Annotated in this window: 22 protein-coding genes and 1 pseudogene; 5 read left to right on the forward strand and 18 right to left on the reverse strand. The window is 71.0% G+C overall.

Features of this window, described 5'->3' with window-relative positions:
• Positions 1 to 144 precede the first annotated feature (144 nt).
• The 5 genes from Van01_RS23540 to Van01_RS23560 all read right to left on the reverse strand — a co-directional run bounded on the left by Van01_RS23540 (position 145) and on the right by Van01_RS23560 (position 7,314).
• Positions 145 to 2,538 (reverse strand): hypothetical protein, encoded by a 2,394-nt coding sequence (locus tag Van01_RS23540; protein ID WP_204011598.1) that lies wholly within the window; start codon positions 2,536 to 2,538, stop codon positions 145 to 147.
• On the reverse strand, positions 2,538 to 3,545 hold the full coding sequence (locus Van01_RS23545) for an NUDIX domain-containing protein (protein WP_204011600.1): 1,008 nt from the start codon (positions 3,543 to 3,545) through the stop codon (positions 2,538 to 2,540). Before Van01_RS23545 ends, Van01_RS23540 begins: the two co-directional genes overlap by 1 nt.
• A complete protein-coding gene (locus Van01_RS23550) occupies positions 3,542 to 5,341 on the reverse strand; it encodes a hypothetical protein (protein WP_204011603.1) in 1,800 nt (599 codons plus the stop codon). Before Van01_RS23550 ends, Van01_RS23545 begins: the two co-directional genes overlap by 4 nt.
• Positions 5,334 to 6,518 carry a hypothetical protein gene (locus tag Van01_RS23555; protein WP_204011605.1) on the reverse strand — a complete coding sequence of 395 codons (1,185 nt, stop codon included), beginning with the start codon at positions 6,516 to 6,518 and terminating at the stop codon, positions 5,334 to 5,336. Before Van01_RS23555 ends, Van01_RS23550 begins: the two co-directional genes overlap by 8 nt.
• Positions 6,519 to 6,639: 121 nt before the next feature.
• A complete protein-coding gene (locus Van01_RS23560; RefSeq protein ID WP_204011606.1) occupies positions 6,640 to 7,314 on the reverse strand; it encodes a response regulator transcription factor in 675 nt (224 codons plus the stop codon).
• Between the two features lie 237 nt (positions 7,315 to 7,551).
• Here Van01_RS23560 and Van01_RS23565 point away from each other — a divergent pair, with 237 nt between their 5' ends.
• Positions 7,552 to 8,313, forward strand: a complete 762-nt coding sequence (locus Van01_RS23565; RefSeq protein WP_204011607.1) for a DUF2306 domain-containing protein — start codon at positions 7,552 to 7,554, stop codon at positions 8,311 to 8,313.
• Positions 8,310 to 9,086, forward strand: coding sequence for an SDR family oxidoreductase (locus tag Van01_RS23570; RefSeq protein WP_204011614.1), 777 nt, complete (start codon positions 8,310 to 8,312; stop codon positions 9,084 to 9,086). Before Van01_RS23565 ends, Van01_RS23570 begins: the two co-directional genes overlap by 4 nt.
• 18 nt (positions 9,087 to 9,104) lie before the next feature.
• On the opposite strand, the gene Van01_RS23575 is transcribed toward Van01_RS23570, so the two are convergent.
• The 8 genes from Van01_RS23575 to Van01_RS23610 form a co-directional block, all read right to left on the reverse strand.
• Positions 9,105 to 10,181, reverse strand: coding sequence for a pectate lyase family protein (locus tag Van01_RS23575; RefSeq protein WP_239099251.1), 1,077 nt, complete (start codon positions 10,179 to 10,181; stop codon positions 9,105 to 9,107).
• Positions 10,178 to 11,263: a hypothetical protein gene (locus Van01_RS23580; protein WP_204011617.1), complete on the reverse strand. Its 1,086-nt coding sequence runs from the start codon at positions 11,261 to 11,263 to the stop codon at positions 10,178 to 10,180. The genes Van01_RS23575 and Van01_RS23580 overlap by 4 nt, the downstream gene beginning before the upstream one ends.
• Positions 11,263 to 12,918 carry a hypothetical protein gene (locus Van01_RS23585; protein ID WP_204011619.1) on the reverse strand — a complete coding sequence of 552 codons (1,656 nt, stop codon included), beginning with the start codon at positions 12,916 to 12,918 and terminating at the stop codon, positions 11,263 to 11,265. Before Van01_RS23585 ends, Van01_RS23580 begins: the two co-directional genes overlap by 1 nt.
• 186 nt (positions 12,919 to 13,104) lie before the next feature.
• Positions 13,105 to 13,383: a hypothetical protein gene (locus tag Van01_RS23590; RefSeq protein WP_204011621.1), complete on the reverse strand. Its 279-nt coding sequence runs from the start codon at positions 13,381 to 13,383 to the stop codon at positions 13,105 to 13,107.
• 20 nt (positions 13,384 to 13,403) lie between these two features.
• Positions 13,404 to 14,510, reverse strand: a complete 1,107-nt coding sequence (locus Van01_RS23595; RefSeq protein ID WP_204011622.1) for a putative manganese transporter — start codon at positions 14,508 to 14,510, stop codon at positions 13,404 to 13,406.
• A 131-nt stretch (positions 14,511 to 14,641) separates the two neighbouring features.
• Positions 14,642 to 17,014: an ATP-binding cassette domain-containing protein gene (locus Van01_RS23600; RefSeq protein WP_204011677.1), complete on the reverse strand. Its 2,373-nt coding sequence runs from the start codon at positions 17,012 to 17,014 to the stop codon at positions 14,642 to 14,644.
• Positions 17,015 to 17,016: 2 nt separating this feature from the next.
• Complete coding sequence (locus tag Van01_RS23605; protein WP_204011623.1) at positions 17,017 to 17,427, reverse strand: VOC family protein; 411 nt, start codon at positions 17,425 to 17,427, stop codon at positions 17,017 to 17,019.
• 5 nt (positions 17,428 to 17,432) lie between these two features.
• The gene (locus Van01_RS23610; protein ID WP_239099252.1) at positions 17,433 to 17,882 is read right to left on the reverse strand and encodes a helix-turn-helix transcriptional regulator; all 450 of its coding nucleotides are present in this window, start codon (positions 17,880 to 17,882) and stop codon (positions 17,433 to 17,435) included.
• A 220-nt stretch (positions 17,883 to 18,102) separates the two neighbouring features.
• Here Van01_RS23610 and Van01_RS23615 point away from each other — a divergent pair, with 220 nt between their 5' ends.
• On the forward strand, positions 18,103 to 18,624 hold the full coding sequence (locus tag Van01_RS23615; RefSeq protein ID WP_204011625.1) for a hypothetical protein: 522 nt from the start codon (positions 18,103 to 18,105) through the stop codon (positions 18,622 to 18,624).
• Positions 18,608 to 21,331: a M48 family metalloprotease gene (locus Van01_RS23620; RefSeq protein ID WP_204011634.1), complete on the forward strand. Its 2,724-nt coding sequence runs from the start codon at positions 18,608 to 18,610 to the stop codon at positions 21,329 to 21,331. The genes Van01_RS23615 and Van01_RS23620 overlap by 17 nt, the downstream gene beginning before the upstream one ends.
• 42 nt (positions 21,332 to 21,373) lie before the next feature.
• On the opposite strand, the gene Van01_RS23625 is transcribed toward Van01_RS23620, so the two are convergent.
• Together Van01_RS23625 and Van01_RS23630 are read right to left on the reverse strand one after the other, a co-directional pair.
• On the reverse strand, positions 21,374 to 22,036 hold the full coding sequence (locus Van01_RS23625; RefSeq protein ID WP_204011637.1) for a response regulator: 663 nt from the start codon (positions 22,034 to 22,036) through the stop codon (positions 21,374 to 21,376).
• Positions 22,033 to 23,169 (reverse strand): sensor histidine kinase, encoded by a 1,137-nt coding sequence (locus Van01_RS23630; RefSeq protein ID WP_204011640.1) that lies wholly within the window; start codon positions 23,167 to 23,169, stop codon positions 22,033 to 22,035. The genes Van01_RS23625 and Van01_RS23630 overlap by 4 nt, the downstream gene beginning before the upstream one ends.
• A 228-nt stretch (positions 23,170 to 23,397) precedes the next feature.
• Here Van01_RS23630 and Van01_RS23635 point away from each other — a divergent pair, with 228 nt between their 5' ends.
• A complete protein-coding gene (locus tag Van01_RS23635) occupies positions 23,398 to 23,808 on the forward strand; it encodes a DUF6223 family protein (protein WP_239099253.1) in 411 nt (136 codons plus the stop codon).
• Here Van01_RS23635 and Van01_RS33550 read toward each other — a convergent pair.
• From Van01_RS33550 to Van01_RS23650, 3 genes and pseudogenes are all read right to left on the reverse strand, one after another.
• The gene (locus tag Van01_RS33550) at positions 23,730 to 24,479 is read right to left on the reverse strand and encodes a DUF305 domain-containing protein (RefSeq protein ID WP_204011646.1); all 750 of its coding nucleotides are present in this window, start codon (positions 24,477 to 24,479) and stop codon (positions 23,730 to 23,732) included. The genes Van01_RS23635 and Van01_RS33550 overlap by 79 nt on opposite strands.
• A gap of 71 nt (positions 24,480 to 24,550) precedes the next feature.
• Positions 24,551 to 25,444, reverse strand: a complete 894-nt coding sequence (locus Van01_RS23645) for a DUF1996 domain-containing protein (protein ID WP_204011649.1) — start codon at positions 25,442 to 25,444, stop codon at positions 24,551 to 24,553.
• 273 nt (positions 25,445 to 25,717) lie between these two features.
• Positions 25,718 to 26,115: pseudogene (locus Van01_RS23650) on the reverse strand (glycoside hydrolase family 11 protein); the annotation flags it as partial.

The raw sequence follows: 26,115 nt of genomic DNA on the forward strand, positions 1-26,115 counted from the left end.
TCCTGACTGTCACCTGCGACGGCGGGTGGGGGAACCCGGCTTGGGGGCGCGGCAGGCGACACCAGGCATTCTCGCAAACATCGCGATCAATACATGTCTTCGCGCCGGAAGCCCCGTGAACGCGGGGTGAAGACCGCCGGCAGCTCACTCGGGCAGGTACTCGTGCTCCAGGAAGTCCTTGAGGCAGGCCGCCGCGTGCCCGGCGGCGAGGAAGAGTTCGGCGGCCGAGCCGGAGCGGGCCACGTCCCCCGCGACCACCCCCCGGAAGACGGCCCAGAGTCGTCGCTCGTTCCAGAGGCCGAACTCGTACGATTCCGTGTCCAGCGCCGCCACCCGCCCGTCCTGGTCGCGTAGATCCGCCAGGGCCACCTCGGTCATCAGCTCCGGCGGGCCGCTGGCCACCGCGCCGTCGAAGTCGATCTCGGGGCGAAGAGTGGTCGGCAGGACCGGTAGGTCCTCGGCCCGGGCCGACTTGCGGAAGTCTGCCGCGAGATCCTGGAACCGGGTGTTGACCCGACGGTAGTAGGCCAACAGGGTTCGCACATAGTCGGGAATCCACAGCTCCGGCACCCGGGTCACCATCTCCCCGGACTCCAGCAGCTCGTAGTGGCCGAGCCAGCGCGGCACCACGACGTCACCCGGTCCGGCGCCCTCTCCCCTGGCCGTGCCGACCAGGAAGAACGCCGAGGGATTGAACCGCTCCGCGATCCTGCGGACAGTGGGTGCACGTCCGGGCAGCAGCCGCTCCGGTGACCGGGCGAGGTAGACCGAGAGCGGCCGACCGGCGCGCTCCGCCGACACCTCGATCCATCGGCCGGTCTCCAGCGCTCCGCTCGCCGACACCAGCTCCGGCACGAAGACCTGGAGGGCCGCGCGATACTCCGCCGGGTGCGAGGTCAGGACCGCCACATCGGCCCGTCTCGCCGACTCCACCGAGGCCGCTCCGGGTACGCCGCGACGCGTCGGCCGGGCGGTGGCACCGGTCGTGGCCTCCCGCACGGGCTGCTGGACCGGGGGCTGACCGGGTACCGGCGACGTGGTCGGATCCTGGTCACGTTCCTCGCCGAGCGTGGACTGCGGCGAGAACGCCTGCATGGCCTGCACCGAGAGTCGGGCATGCTCCGCTTCGGTCAGCAGCGGAGCCCTGGCACCGAAATCGAGCAGGAGCAGGTGGACCTGCTCCGGGGTCAGCCCACGTGGATCGCGGGCCCGCAGCACGAGATGATGCACGATCGCCTCGCAGGACCCACGGGCCGCCTCAGACTCGTCGACCCCGACGGTCTCCGCCGGCTTCGCCGCTGCTGCCCGGCGCAGGTCATCGGCCGGCTGGGATGTCTCGACGACCGTCGGCGTCGCCGACTGCGCCCTGGTGTCCCAGAGATACTCGTCGAGTGCGGTGGCGGCGAGGGTGAAGAACCAGCCACGGGCGTGGTCCTCGTCGGGCATCCGCAGGTCCCGGTCGGCGAAGAGCAGTGCGCAGCCGGCCAACGACAACAGGGTCTGGAGTCGCCACCGTTCACCGAAGCCCTGGATGGCGGCGATGGCCCGACCCGCCTCGTGGACGGCCGCACTGACCTCGTCATGCCCGAGCAGTTCGGGGCGGGGGCCGGTGCTCGATGCGGTACGCAGCAGGGCACGGATCAGGTCGGTGCCGGTCTCGCCCCCGATCCGGGTGGAGGTTCTCAGCCACTGCGCCGCCATGGAGAGCAGCAGGTGCATCGGATCGCGGGTCAACGGCCCGTCGCTGTGGTAGCCCCCGAGGTCGATCAACTGGTACCCGTTGCCGTCGAGGGTGGGCACCGTCGGCACCAGGATGTTGCCGATGTTCAGGTCGCCGTGGGTCCGGCCGGTCAGCAGCGACAGCTCCTCGTCACTTCGGGGAGCAGAGCCGGCGAGGAAGGCGAGCGGGTTGGACAGCTCCGACCGCCACCAGCCCAACTGGACCCGCGCCTGCCCGACGGGCACCCCCGCCCGCTCCGCCCAGGCCCGCAGGCGGGCACCAGGTGCCGCGCGACGCTCCGGCCGGCCGTCGAGTAGCTCGGTCAGGTAACCGCCGACCGTGGTGGTACGTTGCTGGCTCGACGGTGGTGGCTGGTTCCAGTCGTGCACCACCGACTGCACGATGGTCCGCAGGTGGACGGGAAAATCCGGCTGCGCCATCACCTCGGTCAGCGGCGGGCAGGCCAGCAGATCTCCGGCGGCGACGTCGAACACGGCGACCCAGCTGTCACCGAGCGACTCGAGCTGGGCGACGGGCAGATGGCGGCGTACGAACGTCGGGGGTGAGTCGACGTACGCCAGTTGTGCCCGCTCGATCTCGCGGGTCTGACCGCTGTAGAAACGCAGAAACCGTTGTCGGTCCCGCTGGCCCGGCTCCCGCCAGACCACCAGAGCGATGGGGGTGCCGCTGAAGCCGCCCTGCTGATAGCGCACGATCTCGACGGAGACCCGTTTGACCACGGCCCACCGTTCGAAGGCCGCCGCCTGCTCGGGCGGAACCCGGCTCCAGTCCCCGGTCAGCTCCGGCTCGTCCGGCATCAGCCGACTCCCCACTCGACGACCATCTGGACGACCGCGACCACGATCCCGGCAACGCTCAGCACCACGCCGAGCAGTTCCCAGGGCTTCTCCCTGATCAGAACTGCGGTCGACGGACGCCGGCCCAGCATGAGCCCGGGCGCCAGCCGGCCCAGCCCGCCCGGCAGCCCCGCGACGAGCCGCCGCAACCCGGTCGTGTTGACGCCGCTGCCCCTGATCAACCGCCCTTCGTCCAGCATGGCCCGTTCGGTGACCCACTGCCCGTCCGGTCCGGCCTTGAGGTCACGACGGGTGGACGTCAACTGCACGAAGTGCATCTGGTACCTGGTGACCGCACCGTAGGTGCGTGACTGCTGGACGACCTCGACCTCACCCAACTCGACCAGGCGGTCCCGCCGGGCGTCGAAGGTGAACCCGGGCAGTTCCTCCTCCAACTCCCGGACCGCAGCGGCCAGCGGGTCACGGTCGTCGGAGCGCAGGTGACCACCGGGCAGCTGGTACTGCCGGGCCGCCCGGTCGTAGATCATCAGGTAGCGCGGTCCGAGCAGCCGCAGGCGCGTCTTGATCAGCACCTGGACCACCCGTCCGGACCGCAGCGGCGAGGCCGACGGGTCGAGACGGAGCCGGCGGTGTTCGATCACGTACAGGAACTGCGCACCGGCCAGCACCTGCTGGGGCTGGTACGGCGGTTCCGCGGTACCCGGTCGTGCCCAGTTGTCGATGAGAGGTGTGCCGCTGCGCAGGTAGGCGGCGAGACTCTTGAGGAACAGGGCCGCCGCCGGGCTCGTCGCCTTCACCAGGTGCCGGCCGGTGGCCGGATCGTCGGTCAACACCACGGCCCCGGAGAGCCGCAGGAAGCCGGTGACCACGTCCGCCGCCGCTGACGCGCTCGCGCTGTCGAAACCGGCGACCGCGCAGAGCTGGCCGGTCGCGACCGCACCCTCGTCGTGCTCGGGTACGCTCTCGAGCACCCGAGCCAGCCGCTCCGTCAACTCGTCGGAGCTCATCGGCCACCGGCGGCATCGGCGACGTCCAGTTCGGACAGACGTGGTGACGGTATCTCGTAGAGCGGGCGGATGGGCACCTCCGGACCGCCGGCCAGCCGCAGCACCGAACCGGGATTGCGATTGATCACGGGTAGATAGGCGAGCGCCGTGATTCCGAAGCGGCGCAGAATCTTCAACATCGACAGCGCTGTCGTGTTCGAGCCGTTGAACTCGTCGATGATGGCCACGGCGTACGAGTCACGCTCGGCGAGCAGACTGAGCTGGCGGCCCCAGCCCACATCCGCCTGCCGGTCGATCTCCGAGAAGTCGTCCCGCTCCGCCGCCCAGAGGATCCTACGGGGAATCTTGACAGCGACGGGACGAGCGCCCCGGCGGGCCTTGAGCTGGTCGGTGAGCGTGTTCATGGCCGGTTCCGCCGGGCAGACGTAGACAGCCTCCTCGACGCCCGCACCGCCGACGCGGGTCGCCTCCAGCATCTCGTCAAGCTTGTAGGCGATCCAGTCGCCGTACTCCTCGAAGATGCGCTTGAAGTCGGGCACCCTGGAGAAGCGCGGCGGCCCCGGAGACGTCTGGTCCGGGTCACCGGGGCCGTACTTCTCCGGCACCCACTCGTGGGTCAGGAGCATCTCCCACATGTCGTAGGAACGGATGCCGGGCCGGTCGGTCAGCGGATCCGCCGGCTGGACACCCGCGAGACACTGCTCGCACCGGGTGCGTTCCGTCTTCCGTCGGGCGATCGGGCCGGCAACCCCACGGACCCGGTAGCTGCGCCGGTCGACGACCATCGGGAAGGAGTCCCTGGCCTGCCGCAACCGTTCCCGGTCGATGAAGACCGCGATGATCGTGGTTCGGACCGTGAGCCCACGGGTGGACAGTCCACCGATCAACGCCTCAGTTGTCCGTCCGGTGTTGACCACGTCCAACAGCAGCACCGCGTCACCGGACGTCGGCAGGTTCGCGAGATCGTCACCGGCGGACACCGGGAAGTGCCTGATTCCCAGGCGTTGCGCCACCTCCGCGCCCACCTCGACAAGCCACGGAGAGTGTGCCTGGTGAGAGACGATCATCAATGGTCCGGAGCTGCCGCTCTGTTCCTCCAGGACGATGTCCTTGGTCAGTTGGCTGACCTCCTGGATGGCGTACGACGCATCGAAGAAGTACCGGGTGCAGTATTTCTCGCTGGAGCCGAAGCGGTAGTGACCGAGTCGGCGGAGGATCTTGCCGCCCAGCCGGTCGTCGATCGGCTGGTTCAACCGTTGGAGCTGGTCGGTGTACTCAGGGTCGGGCGGCTGGATCGGTTCGTCCTCGGCCTGCCCGGCGGAGACCCTGACCCGCGAGCCGTCGCCGTACTGGATGATGACGTGTCCGGGATGGTCCGTCCCGACGATGTCGCGGAATGCCTGCTGTAGGCCGGTCCCCATCGCCGGCATCAGGACCAGCACCTCCAGGCCGGGGTTGGTCAGCAGCAGCGTACCGAGGGCCTTGCCGGTGTAGGCCGCGACCGTCTGGATGATGAGTTCGTGCGGGCTCAGGGTGAAGTCGACAAGGACCACAGTGCCCTCGACCGGGTCCTCGCTCGTCGGCACGTCGGCGATGATCCGGTCGTACACCTGCCACGCGGATCTCAACTGCTCGAAGCTGAGATAGATCGTCTGGCTCGGCTCCGCGCTGACCTGACCCTGGTGGATGTCGGCGACGAGGTTGCGGTAGAAGCGCAACCGCTCGTCGGGTACGTCCTCTGTGGTCGCGCTGCCGAGCCGGATGACCTTCGGGATGATTCGCCAGCGTTCAGCCATGAGTCGGCAGCCGGGCGACGACGAGGTTGCCACGGATCTTCGGGATACCCAGCCCTTCCCTGATCGTCACCAGGTACTGCGCCGACGAATCGGGCTCCTGCTCCGCCTCCACCGTCAACCGGATCGCGCCGACATAGATGTCGAGTGAACCCTGGAAGACGTCGATGACGTGGTGGTAGAGGAAGTAGAGCCCGCATCCGAGCAGACGGTCCCGTGACCGGGCGCCTCCGTCGTCCGCCTTGCTGGATATGCCCGGCAGCAGACTGGCCATGAGCAGGTCACGATCGTCGCTGGCGACGTCCGGCGTCCAGTCCGACGTACGCAGCTCGTCGGCCACCGGCGCGTTTGTGCCCTCCCGCCGGATCCGGAAGGTGTCCGTCGCCGGGGCCGCAGCGACCCGGACGTCGCCCCGGCCGACCAGGCCTCTGCGCAGGGTCTCGACGATGGAGTCGCCGTCGTCCCACACCGCGATGGTCAGCGCGGCCCGCGGTACGTCGTGTCGCGGCAGCACCATGTCGGAGGCCACCACGGCTGTCGACGCGTTCGGGTGCTCCTGGACGTTGGCCAGGATCTCGTGCACGACCACCCGAGCCACGTCCCATTCCGCCGTGCCCTTGAGATGTTGGCTGAACAGGGCCAGCGCGAGCGGATCGGACCAGCGCCCGAGTTCCTCCCGCATCATCGCCGTCCGGGCGTCGGCGTTGTCGAGGCGGTACAGCGACAGGCCGAACACGCGCTTCTTGCGTAGGTGCTGCACGATCTGGTCGCTCGGGTCGCCCGACGTCCAGGTGCCGGCGGCGGCCGGACCGTGGTCGTTCACCCGCTTGACGTCCTCCAGGTGCAGCAGCATCGGCAGGGGCGCCTGCGCGACCTGGCAGGCCGCCTCGAAGAAGCGGTCCCGCCGCAGCAGATCGAGGGCGGCGCTGACGACGGGGAGCCGGAAGCGGGTCAACCGGTCGCTGGTGATCCGGGTGCCCATCATCGCCAGCACCCAGAGCAGGGCGACCACGTCGAAGGTCCGGCTGCCACGAAAGTCGATGAGGGTGAGGGCGTCGTCGTCGGACCGGATGCCTCGCTGCCGGAACACGTCCTTGAGGTGTTGCAGATCGACGGATTCGCCGAGCGGAATCTCGCGTACGACTGTGGAATTGTCGACGCCGGCTTCCGACGGTTGCATGAACGCTCCGTGAGGTTGGACCGGAATGCATTCACATCGTTGTGGCGACGTCACGTTACGAAACGAGATGGATGATGACAAGCCCGGGCTGAGACGGATTCCGGACAGGCGGGGCGAGGCGCTAGCCGGGACGGTCCAGGCCGTTGCGGACGCGGTCGGTCTCGTACGCCCACATCGCGATCTCCACCCGGTTACGGGCGCCAACCTTGACCATCAGGCTGGCGATGTGGGTCTTCACGGTGCTGAGGCTGATGTGCAGCTCGGTGGCGATCTCGGTGTTGGTGCGACCACGCGCGACGGCGACGAGCACCTCCTCCTCCCGCAGCGTGAGCGCGTCGACAGGCTGCCGGGGCGGCGCGGCCGGACCGGCGGCGGCGAAGGCCCGGAGCAGCCGCGTGGTGATGTTCGGGGCGATGAGCGCGTCGCCCGCGGCAGCGGCCCGCACGGCCTGGGTGAGCAGGGCCGTACCGGCATCCTTGAGCAGGAACCCGCGTGCTCCGGCACGGAGCGCGGCGTAGACGTACTCGTCGAGGTCGAAGGTGGTGATGACGACCACCGCCACGGGGTCGGCGACGGTGGGGCCGGCGAGGCGGCGGGTGGCCTCGATGCCGTCCACGCCGGGCATCCGGATGTCGAACAGGCACACATCGGGACGTAGTCGCCGGGCGAGTTCGACGGCCCGGTGTCCGTCGCCCGCCTCCCCCACCACCTCGATGTCCGGCTGGGCGTTGAGGATCATCGTCAGTCCGGTACGGACGATCTCCTGGTCGTCGGCGACGATCACGCGGATGGCCACCCCACGATTGAACACGCCTGCGGGCCTGGCCCAAAGTACGGCCGGCTCCCCCGCCCATCGGCCGAGCCGACGCCGGCCCGCACTGCGATGAGTTTCGCCGGTCGCGTCGCCAGGATCGATGAAACAGGAGCGGCCGGTCCCTTTCCCGACTGACCCGCGCACCGCGTCCGGCCACTGTCGGGCGGGCAACGGGCCGTGGGCGGGGTGCTGGTCGCCGCGAGAAGGGATGCCACAGCTGTGACAGCCTCCGCCAGGTCGACCTGGCTCATCCCCGCCGGTCTGCTGGTGCTCAGCGCGGTACCGGTGGTGGCCGGCGGGCTCCGCCTGGCCGAACTGGCCGGCGGCGCCCAGGTGCTGCCCGACGGCGACCGGATCGCCTCACCGCCGCTACCGCTGGTGGCCCACATCGTCGCGGTGACCGTGTTCAGCGTCCTCGGCGCCTTCCAGTTCGCGCCCCGGTTGCGTCGGCTGCACCGTGGCTGGCACCGGATCGCCGGCCGGGTGCTGATTCCCTTCGGGCTGCTCACCGCGGCGAGTGGCCTGTGGCTGACAGTGGTCCCGGCCCGGGGGCCACTCGACAGTGACACGTTGGTCGCCGTCCGCGTGGTGGTGAGCCTCGCCATGGCCGGCTCGCTCGTCCTCGGCTTCGCGGCGGTCCGCCGACGCGACTTCACCCGCCACCGCGCCTGGATGATCCGTGGCTACGCCATCGGGCTGGGCGCGGGTACCCAGTTCTTCACCCAGATGGCCTGGCTCGCCGCCGTCGGCCCGCTCACGACAGCGGGCCGGACCGGCACCATGACCGCCGCCTGGCTGATCAACGTGGTACTCGCGGAATGGATCATCAGGCGGCGCGGCGGTGCCGCCGCGACCGGTCCGGCGGGGCGGGGCCACCGCGGGCGGGTCGACGCGGCTCCGGCTCGGGGCCGTCGGGCGGTGTCACGTTCGGCGGGTGGGCGGGGTCGAAGACCCGTACCCATCCGAACGGAGACGCCATGAACGACGCGCCGACGAACGCTCCTGTCCTGGTCACCGGCGGCACCGGCACGCTCGGCCGGCACGTCCTGCCCCGCCTGCGCGCGGCGGGCCGACAGCTGCGAGTGCTCAGCCGGACGATCCACCCGAGTGCCGACGGTGTCGAGTACGTCCTGGGTGACCTGCTCCGGGACGAGGGCGTCGCGCCGGCCCTCGACGGTGTCCACACGGTGCTGCACCTGGCGGGCGGCCCGAAAGGCGACGATCGTGCCGCCGTCAACCTGATGCGCACCGCCGCCCGGGCCGGGGTGCGGCACCTCGTCCACATCTCGGTCGTCGGCGCCGGCCGGGTCCCGATCGGCTACTTCGAGGCCAAACACGGCGCGGAGCGGGCGGTGAGCGAATCCGGCGTGCCATGGACGACACTGCGGGCGGCGCAGTTCCACGACCTGGTCTTCACCGTCGTGCAGAAGCTGGGTGCGCTGCCGATCGTGCCCGACCCGAAGGTGATCCGGTTCCAGCCTGTCGACTCCCGCGACGTCGCCGACAGACTCGTCGACCTGGTCCAGGGCGCCCCGTCCGGCCTCGTGCCGGAGATCGCGGGTCCACGGGTCTACACCATGGCCGACCTGGTTCGTAGCTACCTCGCCGCCCGGGGTCGCAGGCGGCCTTTCCTGCCGGTGCCGGTGCCCGGGGCGGCCGGCCGGGCGTACCGCGACGGTGACAATCTCAGCGTCGACGGCGCCACCGTCGGCACCCGGAGTTGGGAGGAGTTCCTCGCCGAGAAGCTCCGCTGATCGGGCACCGGACGGGGCCTACCGCTGTCCGGCCGGTTGGTGGGCAGGGACCTCCGCCTGGTCATCGTGCCGCGGACCGGTCGCCGTCGGGTCCACCCGCAGATCGACCCGGATCGCCTCCAGGATCACCCCGGACGCCTGCTCGACCACGATCGGCGACCGCGAGCGCTGCGGGTCACCGGTGCCGGCCCTGGCGAGCGGCAGCGGCACGAAGGTGCAGTCACGCACCACCACGTCCCGGTATTCGAGCACCCGGACCGTTTGGTCGATCTCGCTGCGCCCCCAGCCGGCGATCCGGACCGCGTACAACGGACCGTTCCAGCCCACGTGGGCGCCGGAGACGCGGATACGCGCGCCGACCGGGTTGTCGCCGCCGGAGTGGAACCGGTCGGTGTTGTCGCCCGGCAGCAGGCGGAACCCGATCTCGACATCGGACAGGTGGACCCGGTCCACCACCACGTCGTGCACGGAGCTGAGGTAGAACCCCTCGAAGGCGTCGGACACGCGCAGGTCGCGGATGCTGAGGTGGTGCGGATGGTAGGAGGGTCCGACGATCGAGTCGACTCCGTCGCCGACCGCACCCCAGTGCACGGCGACGCCTGTGCAACCGCCGACTATCGACACGTCGCTGATGGTGATGTCGCGTACCGCGCCCATGACGGCGACGCAGTTGGCGGCGCGCTCGTCGCGGCGCTCGACCTCGACGCGCCGGATCTGGACGTCCTCGATCCACTCCGTCTCGGCCGGGTAGAGGTAGTTGCCGATGGTGATGGCGGTGCCCCGGTCGCCGCCGTGCTCGCCCGGCGCGCACGGCGGTGGGAGGAAGCCGATGTCCTGGATCGTCACCCGGGAACCCAGCACATGGACGACGGGTTCACCGTCCGGTGAGGACGAGGTGAGCCACGTCGTCACCGGACCGTCCCCGTGCGCCGCCCCGCGCAGCGTCCAGCCCGAGCCGAGCACCACTCCCCGGTCCAGCGTGAAGGTGCCGGCCGGCAGCCGCAGCGTGCCGCCCGTCGCGGTCGTCAGGAGCTGTTCCAGCGCCTGCCGGTTGGCTGTCGGATCGTCGGTGAGCGTCAGGTCGTGGTCGGTCACCGTTGGCCCTCCAGCTCGATCACCTGGCAGACGGTCTCGGCGACCCGGCGCCGTACCAGCGGGGTGTCGCGCTCGCCGAGGCCGACCAGCACCGGACCGGGGGTCGTACGCTCGACCACCACGTCGAGGGTGTCCTCGGTCCGGGTGCTGGCGCTCACCCGGCAGGCGGTGCCGTCGACCAGGTGCACAGCCTGGACGACCAGCCGGTCCGGATGCGGCGGCCTGGTGAACGGCGACGCCTCGAACAGCGCGTATCCCGCTCCACGCTGGGCCACCCGGAACGCCTTGAGCACTGTCTGTCCCCGCTGGCGGCGCAGCCACTTCTGGCTCGGCTGGCGCACCGCGGCCGGTGGGGCCGTCGCGGCGGAGATCCGCAGTCGGCACCGCACGGTGCTGTCGCTGGCGTTGACCACGATGAACCTCGACCTGGCGTGGCCCTGGCCGCGACCGCGCGCCCCGACCAGCCCGCCGGCACTGACCAGACCGGCCAGCTGTGCGGCGGCACCGGCGAGGCGAGTGGCACCGGCGCGCTGTTCGACCTCCCCGATCGCGACGATCTCGACCTGATTGACCCGCACACCTGTCGCCGCCAGCGGGCTGAGCGCCGTTGCCGCCCAGGGCGGCAACGCGCCGTCCACCACCTCGATGATCAGGAGGCCGTCGTCGCCCACCTCGTCGGCCCGCAGGTCGAACTCCACCCAGGCGTGGGCCTCCACCATCCGCAACCGCCCTCGCTGGCGGCTGAGCAGGGCGGCGGCCCGGTCCGAGCCCTGGGCCCGGACCATCACCAGGCGCGGCAGTTCGCGCATCCCCCGGGCCGGTGCCGCCGCCCGCGACCAGGCGTTCTGGGAGGCACCGTCGATGTGCAGGTTGACCCGGACGCGGACCGGCCGGCCGTCGGTGCGCACCTTGAGCACGACCGCCCCGGACGTGCCCTGGACCCGACCCAGGATCGCGACGCCCCGGGCCATCTGGTCGGCGAGCAGCACCTCGGGGTCACCACCGGAGGAGAACATCGCGGGCAGTTCCCGGGCCGGTACCGGCTCGTCGAACTCGGTGGCGAACCACGTGCCGATCGCCACTACCGGACACCTCCCGGCACCTGGAGGTCGGTGCGGGTCAGCACCGGCTCCCGCCGGGTCCACATGCGCTCGACGGCCTCGAAGACCGGGTCGGCGTCGCTCTCGATGTGCCGGAACGAGGTCCGCACCGCGCGCAGCAGGTAGTCGGCCGGCCAGACCTCCCAGTGCGGCACCTGGGGGGTAAACAGGTCCGTGGCGCTGCGGTAGAACCACAACCACAGTCGGGCGCGCTCGACCTGCTCGGCCGAGATGATCTCCTCACCGTTCAGCATGGCGCTGATCGCGGCGTCGAGGGCCTTCCAGTATGTCTCCGGATCGTTGACCACAGTGGACAGGCCGCATTCGCTCCACTCCGACCAGCCGGCCTGGATCACCGGGATGCCGTACGCCGGCAGTTCGTTGCTGACGCTGCCGCGAACGGTCACGCCCAGGTCGACGAGGCTCCACAGCCCGTTCTTGCTCAGATCCTTGCTGGGCTGGAACACCATGTGCCGGTGTCGGGCGTACCGCCGGGCGACCGAGTCGAAGAAGTCGGTGCTGTCGTAGCGGAACTGGCTCGGATGGTCCTGGAACAGCCACTGCACCTCGCTGGCGGTGCTGGCGAACCGGGCGGTCTCCTCGAACCAGTCGGCAAGCGTGGGGAAGGACTGGTGGTTCGTGCCCGGCGCGTCGGACACGGCGTGGTTGAACACCGCCACCACCGGCCGAGCCGGGTCGAACCCCAGGCGGGCCGCGAAGTGCGTACGCAGCCGGGCTCGCTCCCCGCTGTTGGTGATGTCGACGGAGGCGCTGGCACCACCCCGCCACCAGCTGGGCCGACCCAGGTTGACCTTCGACCGCCAGGCGACGAGTTCGGCGTTGCGTCGCACCTCGTTGCGCCGGGACCACACCCGCTGGTCGAAGAACGCGCCGATCTGGTGGGTGAGTTCGCCACGGAAGGTGTGTTCACCTGTGTCGTTCTCGGGGAACAGCGCGTACGCCTTGAGACACCCGGTCTGCTGGGTGTGCACGACGGGCACCCCGGCCCGCCGGGCGGAGTCCACCGCGAGCCCCCAGTGGTCGTAGTCGACGTGACTGGTGACCAGCGCGACCACCGAGCCGCTGCCGAGCAGGGCGTCGTAGGCCGAGGAGATGGCCCGGGCCAGCGCCTGCCGTCGCCGGTAGCGCGGATCGGTGGTCGGGTCCTCCGGCGGTCGGGGCCGCTTGGTCACCCGGCAGTAGGTGGCGCTGACGAACTCGGCGAGCGTCTCCTCGCTTATCGACGCGCCGGGGGCCAGCGGCCGTCCGAACAGCTCCACCGGCACGACATCCGGCGTGGCGGAGTTGGCCGGGCCCTCGACGAGCCGGTACAGGTCGATGACCTGGCTGGCGCCGTAGGCCGCCGCCATCCGCTCGACAAGCTTCACGTCGAACTCGGTCCACAGCGCGTCGTGCCACATCTGCTCGACGCCGGTCACCACGACCAACTGAGCGGGGACGATCCGGCGGATCGCGTTGGCTACCGCCAGATTGCGCATCGCCACCCTGATGTCCTGGTGGAACACCTCGACGACGAGGTAGTTCTGGGACGGCGTGGATCCCAGGTTCTTGCGCCAGTACACCTCAGCGGAATCGAGGAAGGCCTCGAACTCCTTCTTGTCAGCCCCGAGCCACACCCGAAGAACCGCCTTCCCCCGCATACACGTCTGAGCGCTGTGTCCGAATTCGTGGGCGCACCGTGGAACCTGCCGGCAGACCCGGGCACGACTCACGGAGACCGCAAGGTACCGGCGCCGGGAGGAATTCAGGTTGACGTCGCATGGACAACAGATGGCCGAAACGGCAGCAGGAATGAACCTTCCTCAGGCTGACGCGCGGGGTCGCCGGGTGCCGCTGTCCGTCGACCGTGCGCGCCAGCGCTCGGCGTCCGCGCCCGGCCGTGGGCGCAGCAGCTCACGCAGCAGGCTGCCGCCGCCGGTCAGACCCACCGCGACGGGGATCGCCACACTGATCAGCAGCAGGGCCACGACCGACCAGCCGGGCAGCCCGACGGGAAGCGCGACCAGACTCAGGCCGCCGAACACGACAAGCTTCCGCCGGGCCCGCGACAGCAGCACCCGATCGGCGGGGGAGATCGACATGTGATGCTCCTTCGGCCGGTTCACAGGAACACGAGCAGCGCCCCGCCGACGACCGCCGCGGGGATTGTGGTGATGAGGGTCGCCACGACCGCCGAGTGTCGGCGCAGCGCGGCGAGTGGGATCAGGGCGTCTCCGTCCTGGCTTATCGCGTTGGCGACAAGGGTCGGCAGCGGCAGCCCGCCACTGACGTAGAGGCCGGTGAAGACGATCTGCAGGGCGCAGCCGGGGACCAGGCCGATCGCGGCGCCGACGAGCACGCCGACGAGGCCGGTCAGGACGAGCTGCGTACCGTCGAAGCCGGTGGTGGCGCTCAGCACCTGCCAGCCGAGATAGGCCACCGCCACCCAGACCGTGACGAACGACGCCTCGTGGGCACTGTGCCGCATGGTCGCCGCCATCGTGCTGGCGTGTGCGGTCTCCAGGCTGTCGTCGGCCAGCCGCCCGCGCCCGGCGGCGAAGATGAATGCCGCGACCACGGTGCCGAGCACGCCGAGCGCCAGGTACGGGTCAACCCCTCCGATCACGGTCAACGCCGCCGGGTCAACGAGCTGGAACACCACGGGTACGGACACGGCGAAGGCCGGCGTCGTCAGTCCCCAGAACGCGGTCGAGGCGGGCATCCGGGGCAGCAGACCGCCGAGCAGGCGACGGGACGAGGCGAGATCGGGTCCGGCGTCGGCGGCGAGGCTCCCCAGCGCCGCGACGGGCGCCGGCCGCCGCCGGGCGACGGACCGGGCCGGGTCGATGCCGAGGGCGTCCACGGCGTGCCCGGTGACGAGACCGACGACGAACAGCAGGGCGTGCAGTTGGAGCGCGAAGACCGGGTTCCAGGCCAGCACCACCCAGGACGAGTCGCCCATGGTCGCGACGAGCGCCCCCACCACGGTGCCGAAGGAGACCCGGCCGCGCGCGTACAGGGGCATGAGGATGATCGCGCCGCCGCAGCCCGGCGTGACCCCCAGCAACGCGCCGACGAGCGGACCCACCCGGCGGCGGCGGGTCAGCCCGTCGGTCACCCGGTCCCCGTACCGCCAGCGCAGCCAGCCGAAGAGCGCCACCATCACGGCGACGTACACGCCGACCTGCATGAACGCGTCCGCGAGCGGACGGAGCACGAGTTCGGTCACGGCACACCTCCTGGCGGGACGCCCACCGGCCCGCCCGGTCGGGGCGGACGGCCCGGCGGTACCCGTTCGGAGCGGAAACAGGCATGTCCGTGACCCGGCGATCTGGTCAGCCGTCGTTCATGACGCTCCGGTCAGGCGCCCACGTAGGCGGCGAGGTGCTCGCCGGTGAGGGTGGACCGGGCGGCGACCAGGTCGGCGGGAGTGCCCTCGAAGACGATCCTGCCGCCGTCGTGGCCGGCGCCCGGCCCGAGGTCGATGATCCAGTCGGCGTGGGCCATGACCGCCTGGTGGTGTTCGATGACGATCACCGACTTACCGGAGTCGACGAGCCTGTCGAGCAGGCCGAGCAGGTGCTCGACGTCGGCGAGGTGCAACCCGGTGGTCGGCTCGTCGAGCACGTAGACGCCGGTCTGTTCGGCCATGTGGGTGGCCAGCTTGAGCCGCTGCCGTTCGCCGCCGGAGAGGGTGGTGAGCGGCTGGCCGAGGCTGAGGTAGCCGAGCCCGACGTCGGCGAGCCGGGTGAGGATGCGGTGCGCGGCCGGGGTACGCGCCTCGCCGGCACCGAAGAACTCCGCCGCCTCGCTGACCGGCATCGCGAGCACTTCGGCGATGTTCCGACCGCCGAGGTGGTATTCCAACACGGATGCCTGGAACCGTCTGCCCTCGCACTCCTCGCACACGGTGGCGACGCCGGCCATCATCGCCAGGTCCGTGTAGATGACGCCGGCGCCGTTGCAGTTGGGGCACGCGCCCTCGGAGTTGGCGCTGAACAGCGCCGGCTTCACCCCGTTGGTCTTCGCGAACGCCTTGCGGATCGGGTCGAGCAGGCCGGTGTACGTCGCCGGGTTGCTCCGCCGGGAGCCGCGGATCCCGCCCTGGTCGATCGAGACCACACCGGCACCGGGCGGGATCGACCCGTGCACAAGCGAACTCTTACCTGAACCGGCGACGCCGGTCACCACGACCAGCACGCCGAGCGGGATGTCGACGTCTACGTCGCGCAGGTTGTGCGTCGAGGCCTTCCGGATCGGCAACTGTCCGGTGGGGGTACGCACCGACTTCTTGAGGGCGGCCCGGTCGTCGAGGTGCCGGCCGGTGAGCGTACCGCTGGCCCGCAGCCCCTCGACGGTGCCCTCGAAACAGACGGTGCCGCCGGCCGTGCCGGCCCCGGGGCCCAGGTCGACGACGTGGTCGGCGATGGCTATCGTCTCGGGCTTGTGCTCCACGACCAGCACCGTGTTGCCCTTGTCCCGCAGCCGCAGCAGCAGGCGGTTCATCTGCTGGATGTCGTGGGGGTGCAGCCCGATCGTGGGTTCGTCGAAGACGTACGTGACGTCGGTGAGCGACGAGCCGAGGTGGCGGATCATCTTGGTGCGTTGCGCCTCGCCGCCGGAGAGCGTCCCGGACGGCCGGTCCAGGCTGAGGTAGCCGAGCCCGATCTCGACGAAGGAGTCGAGGGTGTGCTGCAACGACGCCAGCAGCGGGGCCACGGAGGGTTCGCGTAGCCCGCGCACCCATTCGGCGAGGTCGTTGATCTGCATCGCGCAGGCGTCGGCGATGTTGACGCCCTTGATCTTCGACGAGCGGGCCGCCTCGCTCAGCCGGGTGCCGCCGCAGTCGGGACAGACGGTGAAGGTGACAGCCCGCTCCACGAAGGCACGGATGTGCGGCTGCATCGCCTCGACGTCCTTGGACAGGAACGACTTCTGGATCTGCGGGATCAGCCCCGCGTACGTCAGGTTGATCCCGTCGACCTTGATCTTGGTCGGCTCCTTGTGGAGCAGGTCGTGCAGCTCCTTCTTGGTGTACCTGCGAATCGGCTTGTCCGGGTCGAAGAAGCCGCTGCCCCGGTAGATCCGGCCGTACCACCCGTCCATGCTGTAACCGGGGACCGTGATCGCGCCCTCGTTCAGCGACTTGCTGTCGTCGTACAACGCGGTCAGGTCGATGTCGGTCACCCGCCCGGTGCCCTCACAGCGTGGGCACATGCCACCGGTGATGCTGAAGCTCCGCCGCTCCTTCGTGGTGGTGCCGCCACGTTCGATCGTCACCGCGCCGGCACCGCTGATCGAGGCGACGTTGAAGGAGAACGCCTGGGGCGAGCCGATGTGCGGCTGACCGAGCCGGCTGAACAGGATCCGCAGCATGGCGTTGGCGTCGGTGGCGGTGCCGACGGTGGAGCGCGGGTTGGCCGCCATCCGCTCCTGGTCGACGATGATCGCGGTGGTCAGCCCGTCGAGGACGTCGACCTCCGGCCGGGCCAGGGTCGGCATGAAGCCCTGGATGAACGCGCTGTACGTCTCGTTGATCAGCCGCTGCGACTCCGCCGCGATGGTGCTGAACACCAGCGAGCTCTTACCCGAACCGGAGACGCCGGTGAAGACGGTCAGCCGGCGCTTCGGCAGCTCGACTGTGACGTCCTTGAGGTTGTTCTCGCGGGCACCCTGCACCCGGATCAGGTCGTGGCTGTCGGCGGCGGGCGCCGCGGCCGACCGGTCGTCCATGCTCATCGCACTTCCTGGATACGGATCATGTTGCCGGCGGCGTCCCGTACGGCGCAGTCACGGATCCCGTACGGCTGGTCGGTGGGCTCCTGCACGATCTCGGTGTCGCTGGCCTGCAACCGCTCGAAGACACTGTCGAGGTCGGGCGTGGCCAGCAGGATCGAGGCGTAGGTGCCCTTGGCCATCATCTCGGTGATGGTACGACGTTCCTCCTCGGTCACGCCGGGGTCGGCGGCCGGCGGATGCAGCACGATCGAGGTGCCGGGCTGACCGGGTGGGCCGACGGTGATCCAGCGCATGCCCTGGTAGCCGACGTCGTTGCGGACCTCGAAACCGAGCAGGTCCCGGTAGAAGGCCAGGGCGGCGTCCGGGTCGTTGTGCGGCAGGAAGCTGGCGTGAATGGTGATGTTCATGCCGGTCACGCTAGCTGCGGCGCGAGGGCCGCTGCTTCTCGATTCCTGACCGGTCTGGTCACCTGTTTCACCACGCAGGAGGGCATCCCCTTCGTCGCACGGGCCGCCTCGCGCCGGTAGACGCTCGGCGGTACGCCGACGAGTTCGGCGAAGCGGGTGCTGAAGGTGCCGAGTGACGAGCAGCCGACCGCGAAACAGACATCCGTGACGCTGAGGTCGCCACGGCGCAGCAGCGCCATGGCGCGTTCGATGCGCCGGGTCATCAGATAGCCGTACGGGGACTCGCCGTAGGCCAGCCGGAACTGACGGCTCAGGTGCCCGGCTGACATGTTGACCCCACGGGCGAGGGCCTCGACGTCCAGCGGCTTGGCGTACTCCCGGTCGATGCGGTCGCGCACCCGGCGCAGCCGGGCGAGATCGCCGAGGCGCTGTTCGGTGGTGGATCTGCTGGTCACCTGAGCGATCGTGCCACGCCGGTCCGACATCCGGCGAGCTCACCGCCTGCGCGGCGCGCCGGTGGTGACGGTCCCGGTCGACGCCGCTCCGCCGTCGACCGGCCAGGTCGACGCGACGGGCCTCGCCGGCCGGGCGTCAGCGGGGCCACCGCGTTCATCGCCTTCTCTATAACCTGTAGCGGACCCGTCGTCCGTGCGTGATGTGTCCGGGAGGCCAGCCTTGACGATGGAATCGGCAGGTCCAGGCGCGACCGTCAGCGGCTCGGATTTCGTGATCCGGATGGCCCGGCAGGTCAGCGGGCGACTGGCTCCTGAGGAGGCGGCGGTCTTCGACGACGTCGTCGCCGCCTGGCGGGCCGGGGCCACGCAGCGCCGGGCACCCGGTGGCGGGGTGGGCTTCGGCATCGATGACGCGCTTGTCAGCGCCATCGTCATCGAGGTGGTGGCCGCCTCGCTCCTGGACGTCCTACGCCTCGCGGGCCGCACCGTGCGGTCCCGGTGGCGGCGATGGCGCCCGAGTGGCCGGCGCGCACCGGCCGGGCGGGAGTTGGACGCGGTCACGCTGCCCGCGGTCGACGGCCGGATCGTCATGACGGCGAGGCAGGCGGCCCGACTCCGGGAGGTGGCGCGACGGCACGCCACCACGCTCGGGCTCGACGAGGGCACCGCCGACCTGCTCGCCGACGCTGTCGTCGGCGCCGTCCACCTGCCCGAGGCGGCACCGGATGACACCCGACCCTGACCGTCGACCCCGGCCGCTGTGGTGGCTGTACGGCCTGATCGCGGTCTCGCTGGCCAGCCTGGGCGTGGCCGCCGGCAACCTCTTCTTCCACGGCACCCTGTCCCTGGTGCTTCCGTACGAGTTGACGACGGCGCGATGCGAGGCACTGCACCGGGAGTCGGTGGACGCGTTCCGCGACTGCGCGGCGGAGCAGGTACGGGCCCACGGCTCGGTGGTCGGGTCAGCCGCCCTCGCCCTGCTCGTCGGGACCCTGGCGCTGGCGGTGGTCGTACCGTGGTGGGATCTGCGCCGGCTGCGTCTCCTCGGCCGGCTCGACGTCCCGCCGGCACAGCAACGCTTCGCCGAACTGTGCCGGCGGCAGGGGCTGTCGGGTGGGCGTACCCCCCGGTTGTGGGTGGCGGGGCCGGCGGTGCGGCAGGCGTTCACCACGGCGCTGCCCGGCCGGCGACCCACGGTGGTGGTGCCGGCGCGGCTGGCCCTCGCCGCCGGTGACCGGTTCGACGCGGTCGTCTCCCACGAGATCGCGCACGTGTTGGCCCGCGACGTCACCTGGGTGTCGACGATCCGCGGGCCGGCGTGGCTGGCCCCGCCCGCTTTCGCGCTGGCCGGCGTTCCCTTCCTGAACCTGGTCGGGGCGACCTCACGGCTGGTCGCGGCGCAGCTCGGGGTCGCACTGCTGGCGGTGGTCGTGACGGCACTCGCGGCGGCGCTGCTGCGGCTGCGCGAGTACGCGGCAGACAGTCACGCCGCCAGCGTGGGCGCCGAAACCGCCCTGACCGCCTCGTTCGCCCGGGCGGTGCCCGAATCGGAGCGACAGCACCTCTCCTGGGCCAGCCGGATGCTGGCCCGCCACCCCACACCGGCGGACCGCAGGCGCGCCCTGCGGCACCCAACGCCCGGCTACGAGGGCGGGTTCGCGCAGGCACTCGCGGTCGGCTTCGTCGCCGTCGCCGCCATGTACACCCTCCTCGTGCTGGCCTACTTCGGCGGTCCGCAGTGGTACGGGTGGGGTGACGGGGCCGTCCCGGTGGTGGCCGGTGTCGCCGTGTTCAGCCTCTTGTTCCCGTCGCTGCTGCGTCGGGCCCGGCTGCCGCACCGGGCATGGTGGCGGCCCGTACTCGGCTCAGGTGCCGGAGTCGCCGCCGGAGCGGTGTTCATGCCGGTGGTGTTTCTGTCCGGGCCACTGCGCTACCCGTTCGTGTGGCCGGGTGATCCGGCGCGCACGGCCGTCTCCGTGGTGCTGCTCGCGCTCGTCACCGCCGGGGTGGTCGCGCTCGCCGCCCACCTGGCCGAACTGGCGGCTCGCCGGCAGCGGCCGGTCCACACCTGCCTGGCCGGGGTCGCGGCCGGCCTGACCGGCGGAGCTGCGCTCTGGACTGTCGGTGCGCTGGCCGCGGTGCTGCACGACGTCGACGACCTACGCTACCTGCTCACCTACGGGCTGGCCAACCAGGTGTGGCCGGCTCTCGTCCTCGGGCTGCTGCCGGTCTACGCGTTGCTGGTGCCGCGACGGCCGCCCGGCGGGCACCGTTTGTGGCCGGTGGCGCTGGTCGCGGCGGCGCTCGGCGGCGGCGCGGCGATCCTGGTGACCCCGGCAGGTGACGGTCTGACCGACCAGTTGCGGGCGCAGCAGCAACGGTGGTGGATCTGCGCCGCCGCCGGCGCGGTGGTGCTCGTCGTGGTCACGCTGACCACCACCTGGCCGTACGGCTGGGCGCGGGGGGTGCTCGCCGCGACCGTGACCACCGGCTCCGCCACGGCGGCGCACTACGGGTACGGCTGGCTGACCGACCGGCCGGCCGAACCGGACATGTTCGCCGTGGACGTCGCCGTCGCGCCGCTCTGGCTCGGTCACGCCGTGCTGCTGCTGGCGGCGCTGCTGATACCGCTCAGCGCCACCCGACGGGCGCCGGTGATCTCCCGGAGCGCCGGTCGGAGCCGCACCGGGCCGGCCTGGCACGGGGTGACGGCCGCGACGACCGCGACGGCGGTGCTTGTCGCCGCGGTCGCGGTGGCGGTGGTAGGTGTCGGGGTCCCCGGTGGCGTCGCCGTCAACGCCGCCCAGCGCCGGCTTGCCGAGTTCGACAGACGGTACGAGGTGGCGCGGCGGGTGCTCACCGCCGAGCAGGCCGATCGGGCCGCCCAGACCAGCACGCTGGTGATCCCGTCGAGCTGGAATGTGGCCGAATCCGGCCCGGCCGGCCGGGGCATCGTGTCGGACGGGGTGGCCGTGTCCGTCCCCGAGTGCGAGTCACTGGTCAGGGAGCGGTTCCTGGTGGTCGGTGAGTCCAGCCTGCGCGCGACAGGCAAGCGGACCTACACCAGTGACCCGGAGGACGGTCGCTTCACCTACACCGACCTGACCGTCACCGTCTACGGGTACGACGCCGCGGTGGGCGAGGCAGTGCTTACCGCCGCCCGGGACGCCCGGCGTGCCTGCTCGTCGTTCACCCTCGACGACTCGCTCGACGTCGAGGTACGGGCCGCCACACCGCCGAGCATCGGCGAGTTGAGCTGGCGGTACGACAGCACGATGACAGCCGACCTCGTCGGTGACCGCACGCTCACCGCGCAGAACGCGTACGTGATGCTGGCGGTCGGGTACACGGTCGTCACGGTGTTCATGTCCGCCTGGCAGGAGCCGCTGGACGAGCAGTTGCTCCAGCTGGTCCTGACGAGTGTGGAGCACCAGTTGCTCCAGCCCTGAGGCCGGTGCCGCCTGGTGTCCGCGCGACCCGTGTAGTCGAAGTCAGCGCTCTCGGGGGGCCACCAGGCCGGACTCGTAGGCGATGACCACGAGTTGGGCCCGGTCGCGCACATGCAGTTTGGTCATCGCCCGGTTGATGTGGGTCTTGGCGGTCAGTGGGCTGATCACCATGCGTTCGGCGATCTGGTCGTTGGACAGGCCCCGCGCGAGGAGTACGACGGTCTCCCGTTCGCGGTTGGTCAGCTCCTTCAGTCGGGCACGGGTCTCCGTCCGCAACGGCTCGGTGACGTACCTGTCGATCAGCTTGCGGGTGATCGACGGCGCGAGCAGGGCGTCCCCGCGCGCGGCCACCCGGACGGCGTGCACGAGATCCGCCGGCTCGATGTCCTTGACGAGGAACCCGGCCGCACCGGCGCGCAGCGCGTGGAACACGTGTTCGTCGAGACCGTAGTTGGTCAGGATGACCACGTGCACGCCGGCCAGGGTCGGATCCGCGGCGATCTGCCGGGTCGCCTCGATGCCGTCCAGCACCGGCATCTGGATGTCCACAAGCGCGATGTCGGGCAGGTGCTCCCTGGCCAGGATCAGCGCCTGCTGGCCGTCGGCGGCCTCGGCCACCACCTCGATGTCGTCCTCAATGTCGAGCAACGCGCGGAACCCGCTGCGCAGGAGCGGTTGGTCGTCGACAAGCAGGACGCGGATCATGCGGTCACGCCCACCGGCAGCTCGGCGTGGACGGTGAACCCGCCCTCGTCGCGTGCCTCCGCCCGCAGCAGCCCACCGAGGGCGACGACGCGTTCGCGCATCCCGAGCAGCCCGACGCCGGGCGCCGTAGCGCCGCCCGGCACGGCGTCGCCGTCGTCGTCCACCCGGATCGCGAGGGTGTTCGGCAGGTAGTCGATCCGGACCGAGGCCGTGGTCGCGGAGGCGTGACGGGCGATGTTGGTGAGCGACTCCTGCACGATGCGGTAGGCGGTGCGGTCCACGGCGACCGGGACGTCGGGCCGCTCTCCGTCGATCGTCAACGTCGCGTCCAGGCCGGCCATCCGGGCCCGCCGTACCAGCTCCGGGAGTTGGTCGAGTCCGGGCGAGGTGGCGGTGCCGTCGGCACGCAGCGTCTCCAGGGTCGCGCGCAGTTCCCGGGTCGCCTCGCGGCTGGCTTCCCTGATGGCCACCAGAGCCTCCGGCACCGGCTCACCGCGCCGGCTGGCCAGGTGCACGGCGACCTCGGCCTGCACCTTGATGATCGAGATCTGGTGGGTGAGGCTGTCGTGCAGTTCCCGCGCGATGTGCAGCCGCTCCTCGTCGGCGCGGCGCAGTGCCGTCTCCTCCCGGGTGCGCTCGGCCTCCTCCGCACGCCGCTCGGCCTGCCGGAGCGCCTCACCGGCAGCCCCGGCGGCGACCAGCCAGGCCACTTCGAGGGCGTCACGGCTGCGCGCGAGCGCCTCGTCGACGGGCAGCCCCGGCGGCAGGGCCAGGGCTGCGAGCGGAAGGGCGACAAGCATCGCGGCACCCGCCACGGCCGTGACCGTACGGTGCCCCGCGCGGACGGCTGCGTACACCGCGAACAGGAACGCGACTGCGGGCACCTCGACGCCGGCGGCCTGGTGCCCCACCGCACAGACCCCGGTGACGACAAGTACCGCGACCGGTGCCCGTCGGCGCGCGGCCAACGCCAGGCCACCGATCACCAACCAGGCGTAGCCGAACAGGTCCGCTCCCGTGCCGGGGTGCGCTGCGGACAGTACGGCGACGAGCAGCACCGCCGTCACGCCGACGGCGATCGCCAGGTCCCTCACCGCAGCGAGCCCGAAAATCCGCCCGCACCGCTCGCCCATGGGCGCACCTTAACCGGCTGACATCGCCCGGCGACTCCTGCTCGCGGACGACTGACCACCTACCACGTACGCGGTACCGCGGCGACCTGCTGCCGCGTACGCGGCAGCAGGTCGCGCCGGCTGCGGCACCGACAAGTGCCTGCATCGGACGGATGACCGTGTCCGCACCCAGCGACATGATCGGGGGCATCCGGACCAGGCGACCAGACGCACCACAGAGGAGAGACCATGACGATCAGCAGACTCGTGCTCGCCACCGCAGTGGCCGTACCGTCCGGGGCGGTCGGACTCGCCGCACCGGTAGTCGCCGACATCGCTGCCCATCCGGTCGCCGCCGAGGGCGTGACCATGAGCGCGGGTCGGCTCGGCTCGACTGTGGCTGCCCTACTGGGACTCGCGGGTGTGATCATCGGCGGGCTGGCACTGGCCCGTCCGCGCACCGGCGAGACGCGGCGGGGCGCGATCGCCCTGGCGGCGGGGATTGCCGCGCTGGCCCTCGGTGCTCTGGTGGTGGTGACCTCGGACAGTGGCATCGGCACCGGCAACGGGCGGGGCGGTGGCTACGTGGCGCTTGTGGTGGGGCTGATCGCCGTGGTCGTCGGTGTGGTCGCGGTGGCCCGGTCCCGACGCGCCGGCTGAGCGACCTCCGCCTGTCGATACTGGGAGGCCGTGTCCAGTTGGTCGAGCCGGGCGAGGTCGGCGGTGCCGGCCCGGACCACTGCCGCGGCCAGCGCGGTGGTCGCGGGATGGGCCCCGCCCTGCCGCTCGGCCTTGGCGATCCGCACCGCCTGTGTCAGATGCGCTCGCAGGTGTCCGGCGAGCAACTGGTTGAAGGCCCGCCCGGTGACCGAGCGAAGCGCGGTCAGTTCCGCGTCGGTGACCATGCCGGGCATGTCGTGGCCCTCGTGTGGGTTGGCCGCCGGTGCGCCGGAGTCGGCCAGCAGCCGCCGGGACCGGGTCAGGTGGGTGCGCTCGGTCGCCTCGATCCGGGCGGTGAGCCGTTCCCAGGAAGGGTCGGTGGCCCGGTTCGGCACCAGGGCGAGCATCGGCAGCAGTCGTTCGGCCATGGCCACCGTCAGCTGTAGCCAGGCGGTGTCGGTGCCGTTGAACTGTCCGGCCGCACCCGGGAACGCTGTGGTGGGCGACCCGCCCGGCACGGCAGGTTCGGCCGCCGGTGCCGGCGGTGACCCGGTGAGCAGCGGCGGCGGTGTTCCGGGGGTGGGCGGCGGTGCCGTGCTTGGCGGTGCTCCGGCGGCGCAACCGGTGACGAGCAGCACCGTCGCGAGCAGCACCGCGCGTGTGGCTCGCACGCGGCCTCCTTCGGGTCCGCCCGACGGCGGGCCGGCATGACCGGGCCCGCCGCCGGGTGGCACGGATCGGTTCAGAGCGGGCGACCGTCGTGCCCGCACTTGATGACCGGCCGGATGCAGTCGCGGACCCGGCGCGCCAGTTCCTCCGCCGGCCAGGCGTTGAAGAAGTCGCCGTGCATCGTGTAGCCCGGCCCGGAGGCGAGGCGGAACCGCGACGGGTCACCGTTGACCGGGTACCGCAGCACCTGCCGCAGCTTCGGCACGGGCACCGGGTGGCTGGCCGGGCAGGCCTGGTTCACGGGGTAGGCGAGGTGGCTCTTGTGATCCGGCGAGTCGAGGTCCCGGCCGTTCCAGCACTGCGGGAAGTCCAGGTACGACTCCAGCATCGTGCCGGCCGGGCAGGTGACGAAGTCCTTCGACGGCGGCACGTGCCCGGCATGCAGGCAGGACCAGCGGGCGATGCTGTCGCCCGGTCCGGCGGCTCGGGCGTTTCCGGCGACGAGCCGCAGCCCCAGCGGGAACGGCTGGGTCTGCGCGACGACGTCGGCGCGTACTCCTTCGCCCAGGTAGTAGAAGGTCGCGCTGGAGGGCTCCACCGGGACGTTGTCGCGGTAGAGGGTCGGCACCCAGTAGGACGAGACGTCCACCCGTGGGTTGCAGGTGGTGGAGGACCGGACCAGGTCGGGCAGCGTGGTGTGGGCGTTTGTCACAGTGCTGCCGAAGAAGCTGTGCATGTGCGAGGCGCCGGGCAGCCCGGGGAAGATGATCGGGTCGTCGGGGAGCCGGTGACTGTACGTGCAGTCGGCGGGGAACTCCGCCACCCGAATGGCGTTGGTCCCCGGGGCGGCGTCGGCTCGTGCGGTGGTGGACACCACGTAGGTGCCGAGCAGCGTGAGCAGGGCGCCGATCGCCGTGGCGAGGCGCAGTCGGGTGCGGCTGGTGGGCAGGGATGCGGCCCTGTGCATCTCGGGACTCCTGTCGGGACGGGTCAGGGACACGTCCGGCGCCGCGCCGAAGACATCGGAGCTTCCCTGGCCAGACTGGTGGTGGCCGATCGAGCGATTGCGAGAGAGCGCTCTCACACACAAGCGTCACCCCGACGTCGATGCTTGTCAATACATGCCGCAGTTGGCGAAAACGGCGACCCGTGGCACCGACCCGACGGGCGGTGCCGACGCCTCGGAAAACAGCGGTGGGGTGCCGGCGAGTCGCCGACACCCCACCCTTGGTCACCCCGGTCAGCCGGTTGAGCAGGTCGCGGTGGGTGTGGTGTTGTTGCCGTTCTTCCAGAGCGTGATGCCGAAGTTGTTGCCGTTGCCGTTCGGACGTGCGGTAAGCGTTCCGCTGCTGCCACTGACCGAGGCGTTCCAGCTGTTCTGCAGGCTCTGGCCGCCGTTGGTGCGGATGGTGACGGTCCAGTTGTTGCTGCCACTGACCGAGAAGGTCGTGTTGAACCTGTCGTTCCAGTCCTCGGCGCGCTGCACGTTGACCGTGCAGCCGTTGTTACCGGGCGGCGGGGTGGTCGGGTTGCCCGGGTTGCCCGGGTCCGAGCTGCCGCCCTCCCGGAGGGTGATGTCCGAGCTTCCCTGGCTCTGGTAACCCTCGGTCGCCATGATCTGGTAGTAGTGGTTGCCGA

This window comes from Micromonospora andamanensis (assembly GCF_016863495.1).
Classification (GTDB): Bacteria; Actinomycetota; Actinomycetes; order Mycobacteriales; family Micromonosporaceae; genus Micromonospora; species Micromonospora andamanensis.

What these genes read in the sequence shown, in the direction of transcription:
- Van01_RS23635 (WP_239099253.1), top strand. Translation starts at nt 23,398, where the DNA reads ATGACGATCAGCAGACTCGTGCTCGCCACCGCAGTGGCCGTACCGTCC.
- Van01_RS23620 (WP_204011634.1), top strand. Translation starts at nt 18,608, where the DNA reads ATGACACCCGACCCTGACCGTCGACCCCGGCCGCTGTGGTGGCTGTAC.
- Van01_RS23630 (WP_204011640.1), bottom strand. Translation starts at nt 23,169, where the DNA reads ATGGGCGAGCGGTGCGGGCGGATTTTCGGGCTCGCTGCGGTGAGGGAC.
- Van01_RS23555 (WP_204011605.1), bottom strand. Translation starts at nt 6,518, where the DNA reads ATGCAACCGTCGGAAGCCGGCGTCGACAATTCCACAGTCGTACGCGAG.
- Van01_RS23625 (WP_204011637.1), bottom strand. Translation starts at nt 22,036, where the DNA reads ATGATCCGCGTCCTGCTTGTCGACGACCAACCGCTCCTGCGCAGCGGG.
- Van01_RS23590 (WP_204011621.1), bottom strand. Translation starts at nt 13,383, where the DNA reads ATGTCGATCTCCCCCGCCGATCGGGTGCTGCTGTCGCGGGCCCGGCGG.
- Van01_RS23570 (WP_204011614.1), top strand. Translation starts at nt 8,310, where the DNA reads ATGAACGACGCGCCGACGAACGCTCCTGTCCTGGTCACCGGCGGCACC.
- Van01_RS23645 (WP_204011649.1), bottom strand. Translation starts at nt 25,444, where the DNA reads ATGCACAGGGCCGCATCCCTGCCCACCAGCCGCACCCGACTGCGCCTC.
- Van01_RS23540 (WP_204011598.1), bottom strand. Translation starts at nt 2,538, where the DNA reads ATGCCGGACGAGCCGGAGCTGACCGGGGACTGGAGCCGGGTTCCGCCC.
- Van01_RS23545 (WP_204011600.1), bottom strand. Translation starts at nt 3,545, where the DNA reads ATGAGCTCCGACGAGTTGACGGAGCGGCTGGCTCGGGTGCTCGAGAGC.
- Van01_RS23605 (WP_204011623.1), bottom strand. Translation starts at nt 17,427, where the DNA reads ATGAACATCACCATTCACGCCAGCTTCCTGCCGCACAACGACCCGGAC.
- Van01_RS23550 (WP_204011603.1), bottom strand. Translation starts at nt 5,341, where the DNA reads ATGGCTGAACGCTGGCGAATCATCCCGAAGGTCATCCGGCTCGGCAGC.
- Van01_RS23600 (WP_204011677.1), bottom strand. Translation starts at nt 17,014, where the DNA reads ATGGACGACCGGTCGGCCGCGGCGCCCGCCGCCGACAGCCACGACCTG.